General features: G+C 66.5%; 14 protein-coding genes. 5 read left to right on the top strand and 9 right to left on the bottom strand.

Going from position 1 to position 19,268, the window contains the following annotated elements:
• The first annotated feature begins 368 nt into the window (after positions 1-368).
• From FK256_RS02285 to FK256_RS02270, 4 genes are all read left to right on the top strand, one after another.
• Positions 369-710 (top strand): hypothetical protein, encoded by a 342-nt coding sequence (locus tag FK256_RS02285; protein WP_021608412.1) that lies wholly within the window; start codon positions 369-371, stop codon positions 708-710.
• Between the two features lie 143 nt (positions 711-853).
• Complete coding sequence (locus FK256_RS02280) at positions 854-3,118, top strand: VWA domain-containing protein (RefSeq protein ID WP_141423534.1); 2,265 nt, start codon at positions 854-856, stop codon at positions 3,116-3,118.
• A gap of 121 nt (positions 3,119-3,239) precedes the next feature.
• The gene (locus FK256_RS02275; RefSeq protein WP_141423533.1) at positions 3,240-4,088 is read left to right on the top strand and encodes a VOC family protein; all 849 of its coding nucleotides are present in this window, start codon (positions 3,240-3,242) and stop codon (positions 4,086-4,088) included.
• A gap of 156 nt (positions 4,089-4,244) precedes the next feature.
• Positions 4,245-5,150: an alpha/beta hydrolase gene (locus FK256_RS02270; RefSeq protein WP_141423532.1), complete on the top strand. Its 906-nt coding sequence runs from the start codon at positions 4,245-4,247 to the stop codon at positions 5,148-5,150.
• A 252-nt stretch (positions 5,151-5,402) separates the two neighbouring features.
• On the opposite strand, the gene FK256_RS02265 is transcribed toward FK256_RS02270, so the two are convergent.
• Entirely contained in the window at positions 5,403-6,827 is a 1,425-nt protein-coding gene (locus FK256_RS02265) for a citrate synthase (RefSeq protein WP_009234175.1), read from the bottom strand.
• 212 nt (positions 6,828-7,039) lie between these two features.
• Here FK256_RS02265 and FK256_RS02260 point away from each other — a divergent pair, with 212 nt between their 5' ends.
• Positions 7,040-8,275 (top strand): AAA family ATPase, encoded by a 1,236-nt coding sequence (locus FK256_RS02260; protein WP_141423531.1) that lies wholly within the window; start codon positions 7,040-7,042, stop codon positions 8,273-8,275.
• 6 nt (positions 8,276-8,281) lie between these two features.
• Here the strand turns inward: FK256_RS02260 and dapC are convergent, their stop codons facing one another.
• The 8 genes from dapC to FK256_RS02220 form a co-directional block, all read right to left on the bottom strand.
• Positions 8,282-9,529: a succinyldiaminopimelate transaminase gene (gene dapC, locus FK256_RS02255; RefSeq protein ID WP_141423530.1), complete on the bottom strand. Its 1,248-nt coding sequence runs from the start codon at positions 9,527-9,529 to the stop codon at positions 8,282-8,284.
• Between the two features lie 24 nt (positions 9,530-9,553).
• The gene (gene fdxA / locus FK256_RS02250; RefSeq protein WP_009234178.1) at positions 9,554-9,904 is read right to left on the bottom strand and encodes a ferredoxin; all 351 of its coding nucleotides are present in this window, start codon (positions 9,902-9,904) and stop codon (positions 9,554-9,556) included.
• A 214-nt stretch (positions 9,905-10,118) separates the two neighbouring features.
• On the bottom strand, positions 10,119-12,641 hold the full coding sequence (locus FK256_RS02245; protein ID WP_141423529.1) for a VanW family protein: 2,523 nt from the start codon (positions 12,639-12,641) through the stop codon (positions 10,119-10,121).
• 15 nt (positions 12,642-12,656) lie between these two features.
• Positions 12,657-14,579 carry a translational GTPase TypA gene (gene typA, locus FK256_RS02240; protein ID WP_141423528.1) on the bottom strand — a complete coding sequence of 641 codons (1,923 nt, stop codon included), beginning with the start codon at positions 14,577-14,579 and terminating at the stop codon, positions 12,657-12,659.
• Between the two features lie 165 nt (positions 14,580-14,744).
• Positions 14,745-15,446 (bottom strand): hypothetical protein, encoded by a 702-nt coding sequence (locus FK256_RS02235; protein WP_141423527.1) that lies wholly within the window; start codon positions 15,444-15,446, stop codon positions 14,745-14,747.
• The gene (locus FK256_RS02230; RefSeq protein WP_141423526.1) at positions 15,443-17,377 is read right to left on the bottom strand and encodes a dipeptide ABC transporter ATP-binding protein; all 1,935 of its coding nucleotides are present in this window, start codon (positions 17,375-17,377) and stop codon (positions 15,443-15,445) included. The genes FK256_RS02235 and FK256_RS02230 overlap by 4 nt, the downstream gene beginning before the upstream one ends.
• Positions 17,374-18,333, bottom strand: coding sequence for an ABC transporter permease (locus tag FK256_RS02225; RefSeq protein ID WP_141423525.1), 960 nt, complete (start codon positions 18,331-18,333; stop codon positions 17,374-17,376). The genes FK256_RS02230 and FK256_RS02225 overlap by 4 nt, the downstream gene beginning before the upstream one ends.
• Positions 18,326-19,255 (bottom strand): ABC transporter permease, encoded by a 930-nt coding sequence (locus FK256_RS02220; RefSeq protein WP_021606287.1) that lies wholly within the window; start codon positions 19,253-19,255, stop codon positions 18,326-18,328. The genes FK256_RS02225 and FK256_RS02220 overlap by 8 nt, the downstream gene beginning before the upstream one ends.
• Between the last annotated feature and the right edge of the window lie 13 nt (positions 19,256-19,268).

The raw sequence follows: 19,268 nt of genomic DNA, 5'->3' as shown, positions 1-19,268 counted from the left end.
TGCGACTGCCGCAGACATGTGAGACATACAGGGAACACGCCCCGGGAAATGGAGAGACCAGACATCAGACAAACACTAGCACTGACGAACGTCAGCATGTAAGATACTCGCCACTTCGATGTTAGTTTTTATACAATTGTGACATGCCTCCACCAGCCCCGCGATCTCACGGCTCCCCTCGTACCTCCAACTCCTCTTCAGAATCCACTGGCCCGCCTTCGCGCCCATCTCGACGACGAGTTCTGATAAGAGTCGGATGCCTTAGCCTTACCGGAGGACTCCTCCTCGCCGGCGGATTATGGTCTTTTCGCCCCGGAGGACCCCTCACAGAAGATGGAAAGTTACTGCGAGCACTGCGGAACGACCCCATGGGCGCCGAAACGATCCTTGATCATAAGGCTATCGAAACAGAGGAGACCAAGCCCACCGAATGGTTCTCGATCGAAGATCCACATATTTCCTTAACTCGATGGTTTCAAGGAGAAAATGGTGACATAGCATCTCTTCACAAATCATTCATTAGATATGCGGAAAAAAACGGATGGGTCGAAGAGACCGACATATCGTCATCTAATGTATGGCTGGCTCGACACCGCAACCGAGCTGGAGATGATTACATGCGACTGACACTGACCGCCAACACAGAGAATGATTCGAACATTCCAAAGGAACGACTGAATACTGTAGCAGTTTCTTTAGATTTTTCATGAGCATGCCTAATGTTATCCGCAAGATCGCAAAACCGACAAACGCAGTGATCCAGGATCTTCTTCAATAAGTCAATCCGCCGTTTCACCGTTTCGACCCGCATCGAGTATTCTCAGCACCACCCAACACGGAAGACGCTGCAGTCATGTACAGGATCAAATCCTCTAGCATCTCCAATTCTTTCTTTTCAACACTACTTCGACTCTGCTCCATCATCACGCTTCTTTCACTAATTAGCATCGCAACCAGCCTGCCACTCAGCCCGCCTGCTTCCGCTGAAGTCAAAACCAACAACCTCATTCGCGCGACACTGCTCGGCGATTCATATTCTGCCGGAAATGGAGCGGGCGACTATTATGGCCCCAAAGAATCCTATCGCAGCCACAATAACTGGGCACACAAATACACGCGTTGGCTCAATGACCAAGGAGCCCCCACTACCCTTGAAAATCTCGCCTACAGCGGTAGTGTTACGTCGGACGTCCTACATACGGACGGGAAGACGAACCAAATTGACAAAATGTCTGCAGACACAAATCTGGTGATGTTCACCATCGGCGGCAATGACGTCAATTTCTCCGACATAGTGCAACAGTGCTTCGCTCTCGGAATGCGAGACGCCAAAACATGCAAGGAGAAAGTCACAAATGCCAACACGCAGCTTGAGAACGTTAAGACCAACACTTTAACCATACTTCAACAAATCGACGATAAACTAACTAACGACGCTCAAGTTATCCTTGTAGGGTATCCGCGTCTCGCTTCCAACAGGGAGTACATCCTGAAGGATGACGGTGTCGAGTACAATGCAGGGGCCGGAGTGCGATCACTTAGTGACTCCTCCATGCAAATACAATCGACTCTCGTCCAGGAATGGAATAATTCACACCCTAGCCTTAAGGTCACTTACATCGACGGAGTCATCGATACATTTGACGGCCATGAACCAGACCCCTCAGTGAAAGATCGCAACCCACATCGATGGATCAACGAATTTTTTGAGACCGAAGGACAAACAGACGAGAACGGTAACATCCAGTCTAAAAGCAGTTGGGACACAAATGAATTCTACCACCCGAACCTCGTCGGCCATGACGAGATCGCAAAACTCATCGCCAAGAAGGTCGGTATCCCCAGTTTCGACAACCCGATGCTGGGAGTAAAGGGCGACATTGACATAGTCTTCGCCATCGACTCCACCGGCTCCATGAAGAACAACGTTGGCGCCCTCAGGGCGAGAGTCAGCACAATCATCAAACAAACACAGCAAGGCGCTTCTTCATACCGTTTTGCGCTCGTCGACTATAAGGATCACCCTGATTTCAACGCCAACAACTATTTAGCCCGGACAGATGTTGACTTTACCAGCGATGGTCCTACCCTAGAAAAAGGACTAGATTCGTTAACATATGAGGGAGGAAATTTTGGTAATACCAATGCCAGCGTTTACAGCGGTGTCATGCAGGCCGTCAATATGAAATGGCGTAACGGGGTGAAGAAGATCGTCGTCGTCATCGGCGACGCACCACCTCGAGACCCGGAACCAGGAACCGGCTATACCGCCGCCTCCGTGGCCAAGGCTGCCTACGAAGTGGATCCGGTCAGCGTCTACGGCATCGACACCGGGCATCTCAGCTCCACCGAGTTCCGAACCCTGGTCACCTCCAGCTCCGGCACCACCGCTAACGCCTCCTCCCCCGATCAGGTCAGCGACCTCGTCAACAACGCCATCAACAGCGAGCTCAACAAGCCCTTCGCCTGGATCCAGGGTCCCTACGTCGCCAAGGTAGGAGATTCCGTCGACATCGATGCCGCGGCCTCCCACGCGGTCTCGGGGTCCCTGACCTCCTACGAATGGGACTTCAACGGCGATGGCGTCTACGACGAGACCGCCAACTCGCCGCGTATCACCCATACCTTCACAGAGGAATTCAGCGGCGTCATCGGCCTGCGCGTCACCCAGTCCGACGGCCAGGCTGCCGTCGCCACCACCCAGGTCGACATCACCGACGACGGCGACAGCACGCCACGAGACCAGGACAACTGCCCCGATGTCTACAACTGGGGTCAGTCCGACTTCGATAATGACGGCGTCGGCGATGAATGCGACCCCGACCCCGGCTTCCCCACTGAGGACAAGCCCGGTGTCTGCGTCGTCGGCGAGAATTGCCCGCCCGACGGCGGTGCTCCTAGCGTTCAACCCACCCCAGATCCAAATAGCGGCTCGGTACCTACACCGGCTGTTGTCCCCGAGCCCACCAAAGCGCCCACTGCCGCTCCGACCACCACCGCCTCACGCAGGTCCTTGTCCAATACGGGACCCCGAGCGGGCAGGCTGACGACCCTGGCGGTCATCGGGATGCTCACCGGCGCAGCAGTGCTCCACTACCGGCGCAGGGTCATCTCATGACCGGCGCCGTCACCAGGCACTGACCCACCGATCCCTCGCTTCTGTCACCTTGTCGGGGTGCCGCTCCTGGCTGGAAGGGAGCGGCACCCCGTCGCACGTGCGGTCGCGGTACGGTGTCCGCATGGATCAGCTCATCACTCCCGCCATCTGGTGCGACGCCGCCGACGACGAAGCGGCCCGGTTCTACGCAGACGTCTTCCGCGAGGGCTCCGTCGTCGAGCAGACACCTGGGCTCGCTGCCACGGTCAGCATCCATGGCTTCCGCCTCTCGCTCATCAACGGCGGCGACCAGTACGCCCCGAACCCGTCGATCAGCTGCATCCTGAACTTCGACCCGCTCCTGTTCGGCGACGAGGACCAGGCCCGGACCTACCTCGATGAGCTCTACGAGCGGCTCTCCGCCGGCGGTGTGCTCATGGAGCTGGGCGAGTACCCCTTCTCGCCGCGCTACGCCTGGGTCCGCGACCGCTTCGGCATGACCTGGCAACTCATGCTCACCGACCCGGCCGGCGAGCCGCGTCCCTTCATCCTGCCCTCCTTCATGTTTGGCGGAACCAACCACGCCAACGCAGAGGAGGCCACTGAGGCCTGGATCGCCCTGTTCGACGACGCCCACCGCGGGGCTCTGCGCCGCTACGAGGAGGGTGGGCCGATGGAGGCGGGGACCGTCATGTTCACCGACTTCACGCTGCGCGGCACCTGGATGGCGGCCATGGACTCGGGGGCCTTCCACGACTTCACCTTCACGCCCGGGGTCTCCATGATCGTCTCCTGCCGGGACCAGGAGGAGATCGACCGCTACTGGACGGGACTGTCGGCCGTGCCCGAGGCCGAGCGCTGCGGCTGGTGCGTCGACCGCTGGGGCGTGTCCTGGCAGGTCGTCCCCCACAACATCGCCGAGCTCATGGCTGACGCTGCCACGCGCGAGAAGATCCTGCAGATGGGCAAGATCGACCTGACCCGGCTGTAGCCCACCGGCCTCAGCATGCCGTTGAGGCGATAGCCTGGTGGCTGCGGCCGACCAGCGGGCCGAGATCATCCGCTCAGCCGTACGAGCCTTCGTCGCGTGAGCGTCCACAGGCTGACCGGCCGGAAACGCTGACAACCTTGAGAGGGCGTAGCTGGCATGGACATCGCAACGCTGCTGAACGAGCACTCGATCGGCCTGGCCAGTTACTCGGAGGTCTCGATCGAATCGGGCCGAGCCCCCATCACACTGTCCATCTGGGAGGCGGAGCAGGACGCGGCCCCGACAGTCGTGTTCGTCCCAGGCACCATGACCCACCCCCTGTTCTACAGCCCCTTCCTAGACGCGGTCAGCCGGCACGGCTACCACGTAGTCGGCGTTCACCCGCTGTCCCATGGGCGCAGCCCCCGGATCATCCACCGGTTCACCCTCGACGACATGATCGGAAACGTCCGGGACGCGGTGGGCTATGCCTGCGCCCGTTTCCCCGGCGCCGTCGGGCTGATGGGGTCGAGCCAGGGCGGAATCCTCACCCTGCTGGCAGCCGGCGGCGAGCACCGCATCCGGACCGCCTTTCCGCACAACGTTCTGTTCACACCCTTGCGAGAGTCCCTGTCGGTCACACGCTTCCCCAACGCGCTCGGCGTGGCGTACCCAGTGATCCGGAGGGTCATCGCCCTCGCCGGTCGAGTGCTGCCCGGGCTTCAGGTACCGATGAGTTGCTACCTCGACGTCAGCAAGGTCTTCTCGGAGCGGGAGTGGCGCGACGAGTTCTACCGGGATCCCCTGGGACGCACTGCTTACCCAGTGAGCTTCCTATCCAGCCTGTTCACGACCGATATGTCGGTCCTCGTCGACGGCAGCATCGCCTGTCCGGTGGTGGCGTTCGTGTCGACGGGCGACCCCCTGTTCACCCTCGGTTACAGCCGCTTGGTCTACGAGCGACTAGTGGCGCCCCAGAAGCGGCTGATCGAGTTGCCCGCCGGTCACCACCTGATTCTCAACGAGAAGGCCGAACGCGTCACCCCGACGATACTGGCCACCCTGGATGACTACCTCAGGTAGCCCGGGCGCTTCCCTCAAACGGCCACAGGAGCTCTCGGCGGTCATCAGCCGCTCCTCCATGCGCCGGACGGCCCAACGCTCTGATCGACGACGTACTTCTGCGTCGGGGACGTACTTCTCCCCCAAACCACTGAGGTCCGCCCTCAGTGGTTTGGGGGAGAACGCAGTCCTCGTGGGGAAAGTACGTCCCCAGTCTGGACCGCCGCGGCCTTGAGCGACCGGCGTGAGCCGTAAGCCTCAGACCCTCGTGATTCAGACCCTGGTGATGCGGTCGAGGCTGGGGACGCCGGCGCGGGTGTCCGGGTACTGGCCGTCGTCGTGCTTGCGGCGGTGCATGGCCACATAGTGGCGCTCGGTGGAGCCGTCGTAGACCTGGCGGGGCCGCCCGATGCGTTTGGCGGGATCGGCGATCATTTCGCGGTACTGGGCGATCCAGCCCGGCAGGCGCCCGAGGGCGAACAGGGGCGTGAACATCTTCGTGGGGAAGCCCATTGCCTGGTAGATGAGGCCGGTGTAGAAGTCGACGTTCGGGTAGAGGCTGCGGGAGACGAAGTAGTCGTCGCGCAGCGCCGTCTCCTCCAGCTCCATGGCGATCTCGAGCTTGCGGTCGCCGTCGTCGGAGCCCAGGCGGGTCAGGACGTCGTGGGCGGTCTCCTTGACGATCGCGGCGCGCGGGTCGTAGTTCTTGTAGACCCGATGGCCGAAGCCCATGAGCCGGACGCCGTCCTCCTTGTCCTTGACCTTGCGGACGAACTCGGCCGTGCTCATCCCCGAGCTCTGGATCGTATCCAGCATCCGCAGGACCGCCTCGTTCGCGCCGCCGTGCAGGGGGCCTGACAGCGCGCCCACGCCCGCGGCCACGGAGGCGTACATGTTGGCGTCGGAGGAGCCCACGAGGCGCACGGTGGAGGTCGAGCAGTTCTGCTCGTGGTCGGCGTGCAGGATGAGGAGCATGTCCAGGGCCCGTACCACGGCCGGGTCGATCTCGTAGGACTGGTAGGGCATCCCGAAGGTCAGGCGGATGAAGTCCTCGACATAGGAGCGCTGGGGGTCGGGGTAGAGCAGCGGCAGGCCGATGGCGCGCCGGGCGATGTAGCTGATCATCGTCGGCAGCTTGGCCAGCAGCAGCACCGTGGCGAGCTCGCGCTCGTAGGGGTCGTGCGGATTGAGGGTGTCCTCGTAGTAGGTGGCCAGGCCCGCGATCCCCGCCTGGAGGATCGCCATCGGGTGTCCCGAGGAGGGGAAGGAGGTGAAGAACCCGCGGAAGTCCTCGTGCAGGAGGCGGTGGCGCGAGATGCGCCGCTCCATGCGCTCGAAGGACTCGCGATCGGGCAGCTCGCCATAGATGAGGAGGTAGGCGACCTCTAGGAAGGTCGAGGACTTGGCCAGCTCCTCGATCGGGTAGCCGCGGTAGCGCAGGATCCCGGCCGCGCCGTCGATGTAGGTGATCTGCGAGGTGCACGACGCCGTATTGGTGAAGCCCGGGTCGAGCGTCACCACGCCGGTGGAGCCCAGCAGCTTGGACACGCCCAAGCCGTCGGCGCCATCGGTCGCCCGGGTGCGCGGCAGCTCGAGGTTGTGACCGTCCAGGGTCAGCAGGCCGGGGCCATCGACGACGCCGGGCCGGTTCTGCTCCGGCTGCTCCGTCGAGGCGGCGGGGGTGGGGGTGCTCGTCATCATGTCTCCTGGGGCTCGGGGCCGCGCGCATCGCGACGGCGAGGCCTGGGCCCACTGGGTGTCCGGCGGACCCAGCGCACACTGTACGGGGTGTGCTGTCACGCCGTCGTCTCATTGGCCCGTCACGTTGCCCCCACCGTGGACGCCAACCGGGCTCCCGTCGTCTCTTGATAAATTTATCAAGTTAGCCGATCGTTGATAAACTTATCATCATGAGGACTCCCCTTGACTCGCCGTTCAGCCCAGGCTCGGACACGGTGCCCCTGGTGTGGGCGGGACGCATCGAGCACCTCAGCGACTGGCGGGACGCCCTTCGCCCGCGCCGCACCGCCGGCATCCACGAGCGCGGCCGTACGATCCTGGGAGAGGCCAGCTCCGGCAAGTCCTCACTGGTGCGGCGGATCGCAAGTGAGGCCTCGGAGTCCGGCGACTGGGTCACGCCGCAGCTGCGCATCCCGTCGGGCAGCGACCCCATCAAGCGGGTCGCCTCAGCTCTGCTGGCCCTCGCCGACACAGCAGGTCTCCCTGCCGCCAGGGAGCGGCGCATCGGCGACCTGCTGCGCCGCGTTGAGTCCGTGGCCGCATCGGGCATCTCACTGTCCATGCGCGCCCAAGATGGCCCCGAGCCTTACACCGCCCTGACCGATCTCCTCATCGAGATCGGCCGTGCGGCGACAAAACGCCACATCATGGTGATGATTCACATCGACGAGGTCCAGAACATCACCGATGAGCACGCGCGCTCTCAGCTGCTCATCGCTCTCGGCGACGCCCTCACTCACGAGGAACCCACGACCCTTCCCGGCGGTCTGAGCGTTGGCGCGGCGCTTCCTATCGCCGTCTACCTGACCGGGCTGCCCGAGTTCGCGGACATGGCCGGAGCCCTATCCGGTGCCACCTTCGCACGTCGCTTCCAGACCACCACTCTGAACACTATCGATGACGATGAGCTCCTGGTCGCCCTCCATCCCTTCGTCACCTGGGGCTGGCCCATCACCAGGGCCGACGGCGGCGCAGACCGGATCTTCATGGAACCCGCCGCTCAACGCACCATCGTCGAGCTCTCCTGCGGGGAGCCGTTCCTCTTCCAGCTCGCCGGACAATGCGCCTGGCATGCTGGCACCGACAGCATCATCACGGCCGAGCATGTTCGTACCGGATGGAGCAGGCAGGCTGCAGGCGAGGCGGAGGCGCACGTTCAGCGCATCCTGGACCGGCTCCCACCGCGCGAGCGGGAGTTCATCGAGGCGATGGCCGAACTCGCGCCTGAGGAACGTTCTCTGACGAACATCGCGAAGCGGCTCGGCCACAAGAGGGCCACCGAGGCAGGCCCTACCGCGCAGCGACTCGACCTGACCCGCAGGATCATCCGGCGCGGCAGGCCCTACCGTTTCCAGCACCGCGCCGTCGGGGCCTATCTCACCTCCGACTGGCCCGCGGTGGACTAGCCCGGCTCAGCCGGCGAAGAGGGCGGCGGCCTCAGGCGAGCGCAGGCGCTGCGCGGCGGCCTGCACGCGCTCGTCGGTGTCGGTCAGGCTCATGCGCACCCGCCCGGCCCCGGCCTCGCCGTAGAAGTCGCCGGGGGCCACGACGATCCCCAGCTCGGCGAAGGCTCCCACGAGGTCGTAGGCGCTCATCGACTCGGGTCCCTTGAGCCACAGGTACAGGCCGGCCACGGAGGCCGGGTCGTTGACGAGCCCGGCGGCGGCGGTCGCCTCCACGAGTACCTCGCGGCGCTCCCGGTAGACCTCCTTCTGCACCTCCATGTGGGCCTCGTCCCCGAGGGCAGCCACAAGGGCGGCCTGGACCGGAGTCGGCACGAGCATCCCGGTGTGCTTGCGCACCTCGGTGACCGCGCCGACCAGGTCGGCGTCCCCGGCGAGGAAGGCCGCCCGGTAGCCGGCCAGGTTGGACTGCTTGGACAGGGAGTACAGGGCGAGCAGGCCGCTCCGGCCCGCCTCTCCCCCGACCCCGGGATCCAGGAGGCTCGGGATCGGCTCGGCGTCCCACGGCGCCTCCCAGGCGAGCTCGGCGTAGCACTCGTCGGAGATGACGATCGCGCCGCGCCTCCTGGCCCAGGCGACGATCCGGGCCATCTGCTCGGCATCCAGGACGTGCCCGTCGGGGTTGCCGGGACTGTTGAGCCAGACGACGGCCACCCGCGCATCGTCGGCGACGTCCCAGGTGGCGGGGTCTGCGTCGGTGTCCACGGGAACCGGGGTGGCGCCCACGAGGCGGGCGCCGACGTCGTAGGTGGGATAGGCGGCCCGCGGGTGCAGGACGAGGTCGCCGGGGCCCACGCCCAGGTGGAGCGGGAGGAGGGCCACGGACTCCTTGGAACCGATTGTGGGGATGACCTCGGCGTCGTTCAGGCCGGCCACTCCTCGACGGCGCTCCATCCACTCGATGATGGCGGCGCGCACCACGGGGGCACCGACCGTCGTCGGGTAGCCGGGGGCGTTGGCGGCCGTGGACAGGGCGGTCCGCGCGATCTCGGGGGTGGGGTCGACGGGTGTGCCCACTGCGAGATCGACGACGCCGTCCGGATGCTCGGCGGCGCGCTCCCGGTAGGGCCGCAGCGAGTCCCAGGGGAAGTCGGGCAGGGCGAGGCGGCGGGGCAGGTGGGGGCTCGGATACGTCTCGGATGTCGTGCTGGTGCTCACAGGCACCGATTCTTCCTCACGCGCCGGGCGCATCTCCAGCCCCGTACCGCCCCTCCCGTCGTCTCAGTAGCCGTTGGCCTCTCTCCACTCCTCGTTCTGAGGGGGCAGAGCGGCGATCATGGGGTCGTCGTAGTCCTGAGGGCCGATCCTCTGGGCGCCGCCGGGCGAACCCAGCCCCTTAAGCTCGAAGAAGTCGATGTTGGCGCGGGTGTAGTCCTCCCACTCCTCGGGAACATCGTCCTCGTAGAAGATCGCCTCAGTGGGGCACACGGGCTCGCAGGCCCCGCAGTCAACGCACTCGTCGGCGTTGATGTAGAGGCTGCGTTCGCCCTCATAGATGCAGTCGACGGGACACTCGTCGACGCAAGCACGGTCCTTGACGTCGACGCAGGGCTGGGCAATGACGTACGTCATAGCAGCAGTGTCCTTTCTCCTCTAGGGAACCTCCCGCGCGGATGGGCGGGGTCGAGGCAAGTATCGTCCTCCAGGGCCCATCGGCCCAAGAGGCGGAAGAGTGGCCGTCAGCACGCGGAAAACTCGGGGTCGTCACGCCTCGATTACGTCACTGCCGCGGCGCGAATGTCGTAGGTAACAACAGCTCCGGATACCGAGGCGCCCTGAGGCCGCGTCAGGAGCAGACGATGTCGTTGTCCGCGGCGTACTGGGTGGTGATGACGTCGTCGGGCACGGCCTTGCCGTCGTGCTTGCGGGTGCGGGTGACGGTGATATCGAAGCCGGGATTGCCGCCCGAGTAAGGCTCGCAGCCGGGGCCCGACTTGCGCTCGGTGGACACCGGGCGGAAGTTGAAGCGCTCCGAGGAAGTAATCGACACGTCGTAGTACTTGGTGGACCACATCCGCACGTGGATCTGCTCGCCGTCCAGCCAGGCCTGGACCAGCACCGAGTTGGAAGTGGAGTTCGTGAACTTCACGTCGAGCTTGCCGGTCCACAGGGTGGCCTCGCGCCCGGCCGGGTAGCGGTCGAAGTAATACTGGTGGGCGTGGTGCTCGGTGTCGTCCATGCCGGCCTCGAAACCGGCGTTGAAGACGGTGGTGGCCACCTGGCTCAGACCGCCGCCCAGGGAGTCGACGTGCTGGCCGTTGGAGATAACGCCGGCGTCGGCGAACCCGTGATCGTAGTCCACCTCGCCGAGGGTCTGCTCCAGGGAGAACACCTCGCCGGGCTTAACAACGGTGCCGTTGACGAGCTCGGCACCGCGAGTGAGGTTCTGGGTGCGCGGCGCGTCCCCGCTGTTGTAGGGGGTGGCGTACTCGCCGATCGGCTCGGTGATGCCCCACTCGTTCTGCGGCGTGGTCACCGTCGGTTCGGCGACGACCATCGGCAGGCTCACGGTCCGCCCGGCGACGTCGGTGGCAGAGGTGCCCGCCTTGATCAGGTTCGCGGACAGGGCCGCGGTGTCGATGACGTTGCCCTGGGCGGAGGGGACGTACTGCGGGCGGGCTCCGGGCGCCCCGGCGGCCGAACCGTCGATCTTCCAGGTGGCGTTCTGGGCGGGGGTCTCGACCTGGCCGATCCTGGCGACGACGGCGTCGTGCAGCGCGGTCGGGTCGAAGGTGGCGCTCAGGGTGCCGCCCTCGGAGGAGATCCGCAGTAGGCCGGCGATGTCCTGGGGAGAGAAGGCCGCGGCCGTCGCCCCGCCGGTCTGCCCGGGTGGGGTCGTTCCCGCGCCGTCGACGGTCAACCCGCTGGAGAGCAGCGGCTTGAGCGTGCCGTCAACGAACTTCGTGGCCTCCTCGTCGGTGATGGCGGGGATCGCGGTGCCCTCGGGCATGGCGATGGTCTGCTTGCCCAGGGGCCAGGAGCCGGTGAGCTGTTTGAGGGAGGCGTCGACGTCGAGGCCGACACCGTTGCTCGCGGGCGTGGTGACCGGCTTGGTGCCCTCCAGGGTCACGGTGGCGGAGACCGCGCCGTTGGCCATCGAGCTCACCCGGTCCTCCAGGGCGCCGCGCAGCGTGGCGGCATCGACCCGGATGACGGCGTCGGTGCGCTGGCCGCTCAGGCGGTGCCCCAGGGTGAGGGGGTTGAGGGTGAAGCCGGTGAGCCGCTTGACCGAGGCGTCGGCGTCCACCGAGACGCCCGAGCTTGAGGGCACGAGCTCGGAGTGGCCCTGCCCCACGGTGAGGGTGACCGGCTGGGCGAGCCGATCACCGACCTCCTTGCCGATGCGGTCGCGGGCCTCCTTGGGACTCAGACCGGAGATGTCGACGCCGGAGACGCTGGTTCCCGAGGCGATGTGCTGGGTGGTCCACCAGGCGATGCCGCCCCAGGCGAGTAGTAGGACCGCGAATCCGGCGGCGCAGGCGGCCGGGATGAGGCGCCGACGACGCGAGGAGGGCTTCTCATCGGCCTGTCCACCGGCCGCCTTGCCGGCATTCTTCACAGCATTGTCAGTCTTCGCAGCCTTCTGGGCTTTCGCGGCGAACTCGGGGCGCGTGGTCGGGAGGGACGCCGCTCCCACAGGCTCGACGGAGACGCCGGCCCGCTCAGGCGAGTAGGGGGCATTCGCTTCGGCCGCGGCCTCGGCGGGTGCAGCAGCCTCGGTGACATCTTTCCCAGGCTCGGAGGGGGATGGCGCGCCGGCGGGGCGCTTCGGTGCGATCGATGGCGGCATGGTGCCGGAGTCGGGCCTCCATGCCGTGCGCCCAGCGGGCTCGGCAGCCTCCGAGGGCCGAGCAGCCGCATCCGCTTCGGTCAGATCGCGGGGAGAATCGTAGGGGGAGAGAACCTCGGCCGGTGTGGCGCCCTCATCGGGGACGCGCACCGTTGCCGGCGTCGCCACCGGTTCGGCGGTCGCTGGCTCGGCCTGGTGGGACTCGGCAGGCTCGTTGTCCGCTGCGGCCTCGGAAATGTTCTGAGGCTCCTCATCGGGATGCTGCGCGTCCTGGGCCTCGTCGTCGGGCTCCTGATCCGTTTCTTCCTCGTCGTCGCTACCGTCATTGAGGTCGACGGTCGGGGTCTCGTCGGGGGTCCCGGCCTCAGCGGGAGAGGCTGCAGCACCGGTCTGCTGCTCGGTCCGCTCCTCAGCCGGCTCGGCGCTGGTCGACTGAGAGGGCCCGATAGCCTCGACGGGCTCGACGGTGTCTTCGGTCGAGGAGGCAGACTTCTCCCCGTGGTTGACGGACTGGCTCATGGGTGCTGGTTCCTCTCAGGCCTCGGCGCGACGACGACGGGCGTTGTCCCGGAAGCGCTCCTGGGAGTTCAGGATGACCTTGCGGATGCGCACAGCCTCCGGGGTGACCTCGACGCACTCGTCGTCGGCGGCGAACTCGAGGGCCTCCTCCAGGGTGAGGCGGCGCGGCGGCACGAGAGCCTCGAAGGAGTCGGCGGTAGAAGAACGCATGTTGGTCTGCTGCTTCTCGCGGACCACATTGACGTCCATGTCCTCGCCACGGGGGTTCTCCCCCACGACCTGGCCCTCGTAGGTTTCCTGGGTGGGCTCGACGAAGAAGCTGCCGCGGTCCTGCAGGCGGATGAGGGCGTAGGCGGTCACGGCGCCGGCGCGGTCGGAGACCAGGGAGCCGGTGGTGCGTGAGACGATCTGCCCGGCCCAGGGGGCGTAGCCCTCGGCGATGGAGGAGGCGATGCCGGTGCCGCGGGTGTCGGTGAGGAACTGGGTGCGGAAGCCGATGAGGCCGCGGGCCGGCACGAGGAACTCCATGCGGATCCAGCCGGTACCGTGGTTGGTCATCGTCTCCATCTGGCCCTTGCGGGCGGCCATGAGCTGGGTAACCGCGCCCAGGTACTCCTCGGGGACGTCGATGGTCATGCGCTCGATGGGTTCGTGGCGCTTGCCGTCGATGGTGCGGGTGACCACCTGGGGCTTGCCGACGGTGAGTTCGAAGCCCTCGCGACGCATCTGCTCCACGAGGATCGCCAGCGCCAGCTCCCCGCGCCCCTGGACCTCCCAGGCGTCGGGTCGTGAGGTGGGCAGGACCCGCAGGGACACGTTGCCAATGAGCTCGCGGTCCAGGCGGTCCTTGACCTGGCGGGCGGTGACCTTGGCGCCCTTGGTGCGCCCGGCCATCGGAGAGGTGTTGATGCCGATGGTCATGGCGATGGCCGGGTCGTCCACGGTGATGAGCGGCAGCGGGCGCGGGTCCTCGGGGTCGACGAGGGACTCGCCGATGGTGATGTCCTCGATCCCGGCGACGGCGACGATGTCACCGGCATGGGCCTCCTCGGCCGGCTTGCGGTCCAGGCCCTCGGTGACGAGGAGCTCGGAGATGCGAGCCGAGGCCAGCGAGCCGTCGTGGCGGGCCCAGGCCACCGTCTGGCCCTTGCGCAGGGTGCCGTTGTGGATGCGCAGCAGCGCCAGGCGCCCCAGGAAGGGCGAGGCGTCCAGGTTGGTGACGTGGGCCTGCAGGGGCGCGCCCTCCTCGTAGGAGGGGCCAGGGATCCGCTCGATAATGGTGCGGAAGAGCGGCTCGAGGTTCTCACTGGCCGGCAGCTCGCCGTCGGCGGGGGCCTCGGTGTCGGCGCGGCGGGCCTTGGCGGAGGCGTAGATGACGGGGACGTCCAGGACGGCGTCGAGGTCGATGTCCGGGTGCTCGTCGGCCAGGTCGCTGGCCAGGGACAGCAGCAGGTCGGTGGACTCGGCGACGACTTCGTCGAGTCGGGAGTCGGGGCGGTCCACCTTGTTGACCACGAGGATGACTGGCAGGTTCGCGGCCAGGGCCTTGCGCAGCACGAAGCGGGTCTGGGGCAGGGGACCCTCGGAGGCGTCAACGAGGAGGACGACGCCGTCGACCATGGACAGCCCTCGCTCGACCTCGCCGCCGAAGTCGGCGTGACCGGGGGTGTCGATGACGTTGATGGTGATGCCCTCGGGGCAGCCGGCGTCCGCGGCGGCGGGCCCGGAGTAGTGGACCGCGGTGTTCTTGGCGAGGATCGTGATGCCCTTCTCGCGCTCCAGCTCGCCGGAATCCATGACGCGCTCGCCGGTGGTCTCCTCGGTGGCCCGAGCTCCGAAGGCGCCCGCTTCCCAGAGCATGGCATCAACGAGGGTGGTCTTGCCGTGGTCGACGTGGGCGACGATGGCAACGTTACGCAGGTCTTGGCGCACGCTCATAGGGGCTACTTCTTCCGGTGGGGGACGCCGCGGGCCGGATACCGCTCACGGCATCGGTCACAGGGGCAGGAGACGGAGAAAGACTAGAGGACGCCGGTCCTGGCCTGCCATGTCTGGGCCAACACCTCGCCTGTGCCCCCACTCACGATCACGTCACAGGAGCTATCAAAGGAGGGCAGTGACCGCGGCGATCACGACGACGAGAGCTCCGGCGGCAACGGCGACCGGCCGGTTGAGACTGCTGGTGACACCGCGGCCGACACGGCGCCCGGCGTCGTCATTGGACTCCCCGTGGCGGCTGCGCACCTGCTCGGCGTAGGCGGTGATGAGGGCCCCGGCGTCGCCGGCGTCGAGGTTGGTGCGGTGGTTCCTCTCCCCCGTCAGGTACTCCGGGCGCACCACTGCGGCCGGAACCGTCTCGGAGCCCCGAAGCCCGTCGCGCCGCTCCTGCTGCTCGCGCAGCATCTGGCGGTGCCGGAAGGCCTCGGCCATCCCACCGCGGCGGGGTGCGGCCGAGGCCCTGACCTCCACGTCATCGGACGTGATGACGGAAAGTCCCCAGCGGGTGCGGCACATCTCGACCTCGTCCCAGCCCAGCACGTGGGTGCGCCAGGCGTTGCGGATGACGAGGGCCTGAGGGCTCAAGGTGATCTGCGGCACCCACCACAGCAGCCAGGTGAGGAAGGCGAGCAGCCCGGCCCAGGTCAGGGCGCGCAGACCGCGCCCGGGGCCGTCGACGAGCCCGATCGTCAGCGCCATCGCGGACGCGACGAGGCCGATGAGCACAGTCCCCAGACGGGCCGGCAGGGAGCGGATAACGACGGTAGGCACGACTTCGGGCACGGGCGCATCATGCCCGACGCTCACGCCTCCGCCGCCTTGTCCGCAGCTTTGTCCTCAGCCTTGTCCGCTGTCTTATCCGTTGTCTCCTCACCGTAGAGGTCGATGCCCGCCCCAGGTACGGCCCGGATGAGCTCGCGGGTGTAGTCCTGGCTCGGTGCCGCGAAGAGCTCGTCGGCCGCCCCGGACTCCACGATCCGCCCGTGCTCCATGACCACGACATCGTCGGCGATCTGGCGCACGACGGCCAGATCGTGGGTGATGAACAGGTAGGTCAGCTCCAGCTCGGCCTGCAGATCGGACAGCAGGCGCAGGATCTGGGCCTGGACCAGCACATCCAGGGCGGAGACCGCCTCGTCGAGAACGACGATCTCCGGTTTGAGGGCCAGGGCGCGGGCGATGGCGACGCGCTGTCGCTGGCCACCGGAGAGCTCATGGGGGTAGCGGCGCATGACCGAGCGCGGCAGGGAGACCATGTCGAGCAGCTCGGCAACGCGCTCCTCGCGCTCCTTGGCGGTGCCGATGCCGTGTACCCGCAGCGGCTCCTCCACGACTCGGAAGATCGAGTACATCGGATCTAGGGAGCCATAGGGGTTCTGGAAGACCGGCTGCATGATGCGCCGCAGGGCGAAGAGCTCCTTGGGCCCCAGGGTGGACAGGTCCACTCCGTCGTGGAACACCTTGCCGGATGTGGGGTCGATGAGGTTGAGGATGATGTTGGCGACCGTGGACTTGCCCGAACCGGACTCGCCCACGAGCGCCGTCGTCGTGCCCTTGCGGATGCCGAAGCTGACGTCGTCGACGGCGGTGAGGGTCTTGTCCTTCCCCTTGGCGCCGCGCACCTCGAAGACCTTGGTGAGGTGCTCCACGCGCAGGATCTCCTCGGTGGAGCTCGCCCCGAGGCTCGCCCCTAGGAGCTCGTCGTCGGCGACCTGGATGCCGCGGGCGTGGGCGGACTCGATGCGGCGCGACGCCAGGGAGGGGGCGGCCTTGACCAGGCGCTGGGTGTAGGGGTGGCGGGGGTCCTGGAGGACCTCGAGGCTGGGTCCGGACTCCACCACGCGGCCGCGGTGCATGACGACGATGTGCTCGGCGCGCTCGGCGGCCAGGCCCAGATCGTGGGTGATGAAGAGCATCGCGGTGCCCAGCTCGCGCACGAGGGTCTGGAGATGGTCGAGGATGCGCCGCTGGACGGTGACGTCCAGGGCGCTGGTGGGCTCGTCGGCGATGAGCAGGTCGGGGCGAGCGGCCAGGCCGATGGCGATGAGAGCGCGCTGGCGCATGCCGCCGGAGAACTCGTGGGGGTACTGCTTGGCCCGCCGGGAGGCCTCAGGAAGCCCGGCCTGCTCCAGTAGGAGGGACACCTGCTCGTTGACGTCGATGCTCCCACCGGTGGACGGAACCGGTTTCTCGGCGTCGTCGGTGCGCTCGGCGATGAGGTGGGCGAGGCGGTCGTCGGCGACGCCGGCCAGGCCGTTGGCCCGCAGCGCCTCCTTGACCTGGAAGCCGATGGACCACACCGGGTTGAGGTTGGACATGGGGTCCTGGGGCACTAGGCCGATGGAGGAGCCGCGCAGGGCGGTGAGTTCCTGGGGGCCCAGGTGGGTGATGTCGCGTCCTTGGAAGCGGATCGTGCCGCCGGTGACCCGACCGGTTCCGGGCAGCAGTCCGATGATGGCGTGGGCCATGGTGGACTTGCCGGAGCCGGACTCCCCCACAATGGCAACGGACTGGCCGGGGTAGAGGGTCAGCCGCGCCTTGCGCACGGCCGGGACGAGCCCGGTCGAGGATCGGAAGGCGACCTCCAGGTCGTTGATCTCCAGGAGGGGGTCACTCCCGGCGTTCCAGGAGGCCGCGGGAGCGAAGGTCTTGTCGGAGGTGCCGGTACTGCTCGCCTTGCTGGCGGTTGAGGCAGCTGTCGTGGTGGTGGTCGATGCGGGTGCGTTGGTGGGTGTCACTTGCGGGCCTTCGGGTCCAGGGCGTCGCGGACGACGTCGCCGAGCATGATGAAGCCGAGCACGGTCAGGGCCAGCGCGCCGGCGGGGAAGAGCAGGACGCTCGGGTGGCTATTGAGGGCGTCCTTGGCGGCCGCGATGTCCGCGCCCCAGGAGACGACCGAGGAGGGCAGTCCGATGCCCAGGAAGCTCAAGGTGGCCTCCGAGACGATGAATACGCCCAGCTCGACGGTGGCCGTCACGATGATGGGGGCGGCCGCGTTGGGCATGACGTGGCGCAGCAGCATGGCCATGCGCCCCGAGCCCAAGGCACGCGAGGCGGTCACGTAGTCCTCGTTCTTGACGCTCATGACCGAACCCCGCGTGATGCGGGCAATCTGGGGCCAGCCGAACAGCGCCAGGACCAGGATGACAGTGAGGATCGAGCGGTCGTTGCGGAACATCTGCATGACGACGATGGCAGCCAGGACGAAGGGCACGGCGAAGAAGATATCGGTGACGCGTGAGAGCAGCGCGTCGAAGAAGCCCCCGAAGAACCCCGCCAGGGCCCCGACGGCCGAGCCGACGAGGACCACGATGAGGGTGGTGAAGATGCCCACGCTCACCGAGGCCCGGGCCCCGTGAACGGTGCGGGCGAAGATGTCGCAGCCCTGGATGTCGAAGCCGAAGGGGTGGGCCCAAGAGGGTCCCTGGTAGGAGTTGACCAGTGTGCAGTACCCGGGGTCGCGTGGGGCGATGAGCCCGGGGACCAGCGAGAAGAGCACGGCGATGGCGATGAGCACTGAGGCCGCCCAGAAGATGGGGCGACGGCGCAGCTGCCTCCAGGCGTCGAGCCAGACCGAGGCGGGGGCGGACTCGTCTGCGACGGCGTCGACGGCGCCCAGGCCGATCTCGTCGTCCTGGCTGACGAAGCGCTCCTGGCCCGGGCGCGTAGTGGGGGACGTGGTGTTCTCAGGCATAGCGGATCCTCGGGTCCAGGGCGGCGTAGAGCAGGTCCACCAGGAGGTTGGAGATGATGAAGACGAGCACGAGCACGGTCGTGAAGGACACGACCATGGGGCCGTCGCCGCGGATGATGGCGGAGTAGAGGGTGCCTCCCACGCCCTTGATGTTGAAGATGCCCTCGGTGACGATGGCGCCTCCCATGAGGGCCCCCAGGTCCGCGCCTAGGAAGGTGACGACCGGGACCAGGGAGTTGCGCAGGACGTGGACGATCATGACGCGGGCCCCACTCAGGCCCTTGGCCCGGGCGGTGCGCACGTGGTCGGCGGTGAGGTTCTCGGCGACCTCGGTGCGGGTCAGGCGCAGCACGTAGGCGAAGGAGACGGCTCCCAGCACCATGGCCGGCATGAGGAGCTCGGTGAAGCCGGGGCTTTCTCCGGCGGTCACGGGCAGCCATCCCAGGCGGACCCCGATGATGAACTGCAGGACGAAGCCGATGACGAAGGTGGGCACGGCGATGACCACCAGGGAGAGCACCAGAACGGTGGCGTCGAACCAGCCGCCCTTCTTCACCCCGGCGATGAGGCCGAAGCCGATGCCGGCGACGGCCTCGAAGGTCAGGGCCATGAGGGAGAGCTTGATAGTGATCGGGTAGGCCCGTACCAACACGTCGAGGACGGATTCGGTTCCTCGCAGCGACTGGCCCAAATCCAGGGTGAGCAGTCCCTTGAGGTAGAGCAGGTACTGCACGATGAAGGGCTTGTCGAGGTGGTAGCTCGCCTTGATTTGGTCGATCACCTCGGGGCTCAGGGAGCGCTGGCCTCCGAGCGCTGCGACCGGGTCGCCCGGCAGGGCGAAGACCATGGCGTAGATGAGTAGTGTGGCCCCGAAGAACACCGGGACCATCTGCAGCAGCCTGCGTGCGACGTAACGAAGCATGTCCACTTCCTCC

Origin of the sequence: Actinomyces johnsonii (genome assembly GCF_006546835.1) — a bacterium.
GTDB lineage: Bacteria > Actinomycetota > Actinomycetes > Actinomycetales > Actinomycetaceae > Actinomyces > Actinomyces johnsonii.
This window is presented reverse-complemented; position numbering and strand designations above follow the sequence as displayed.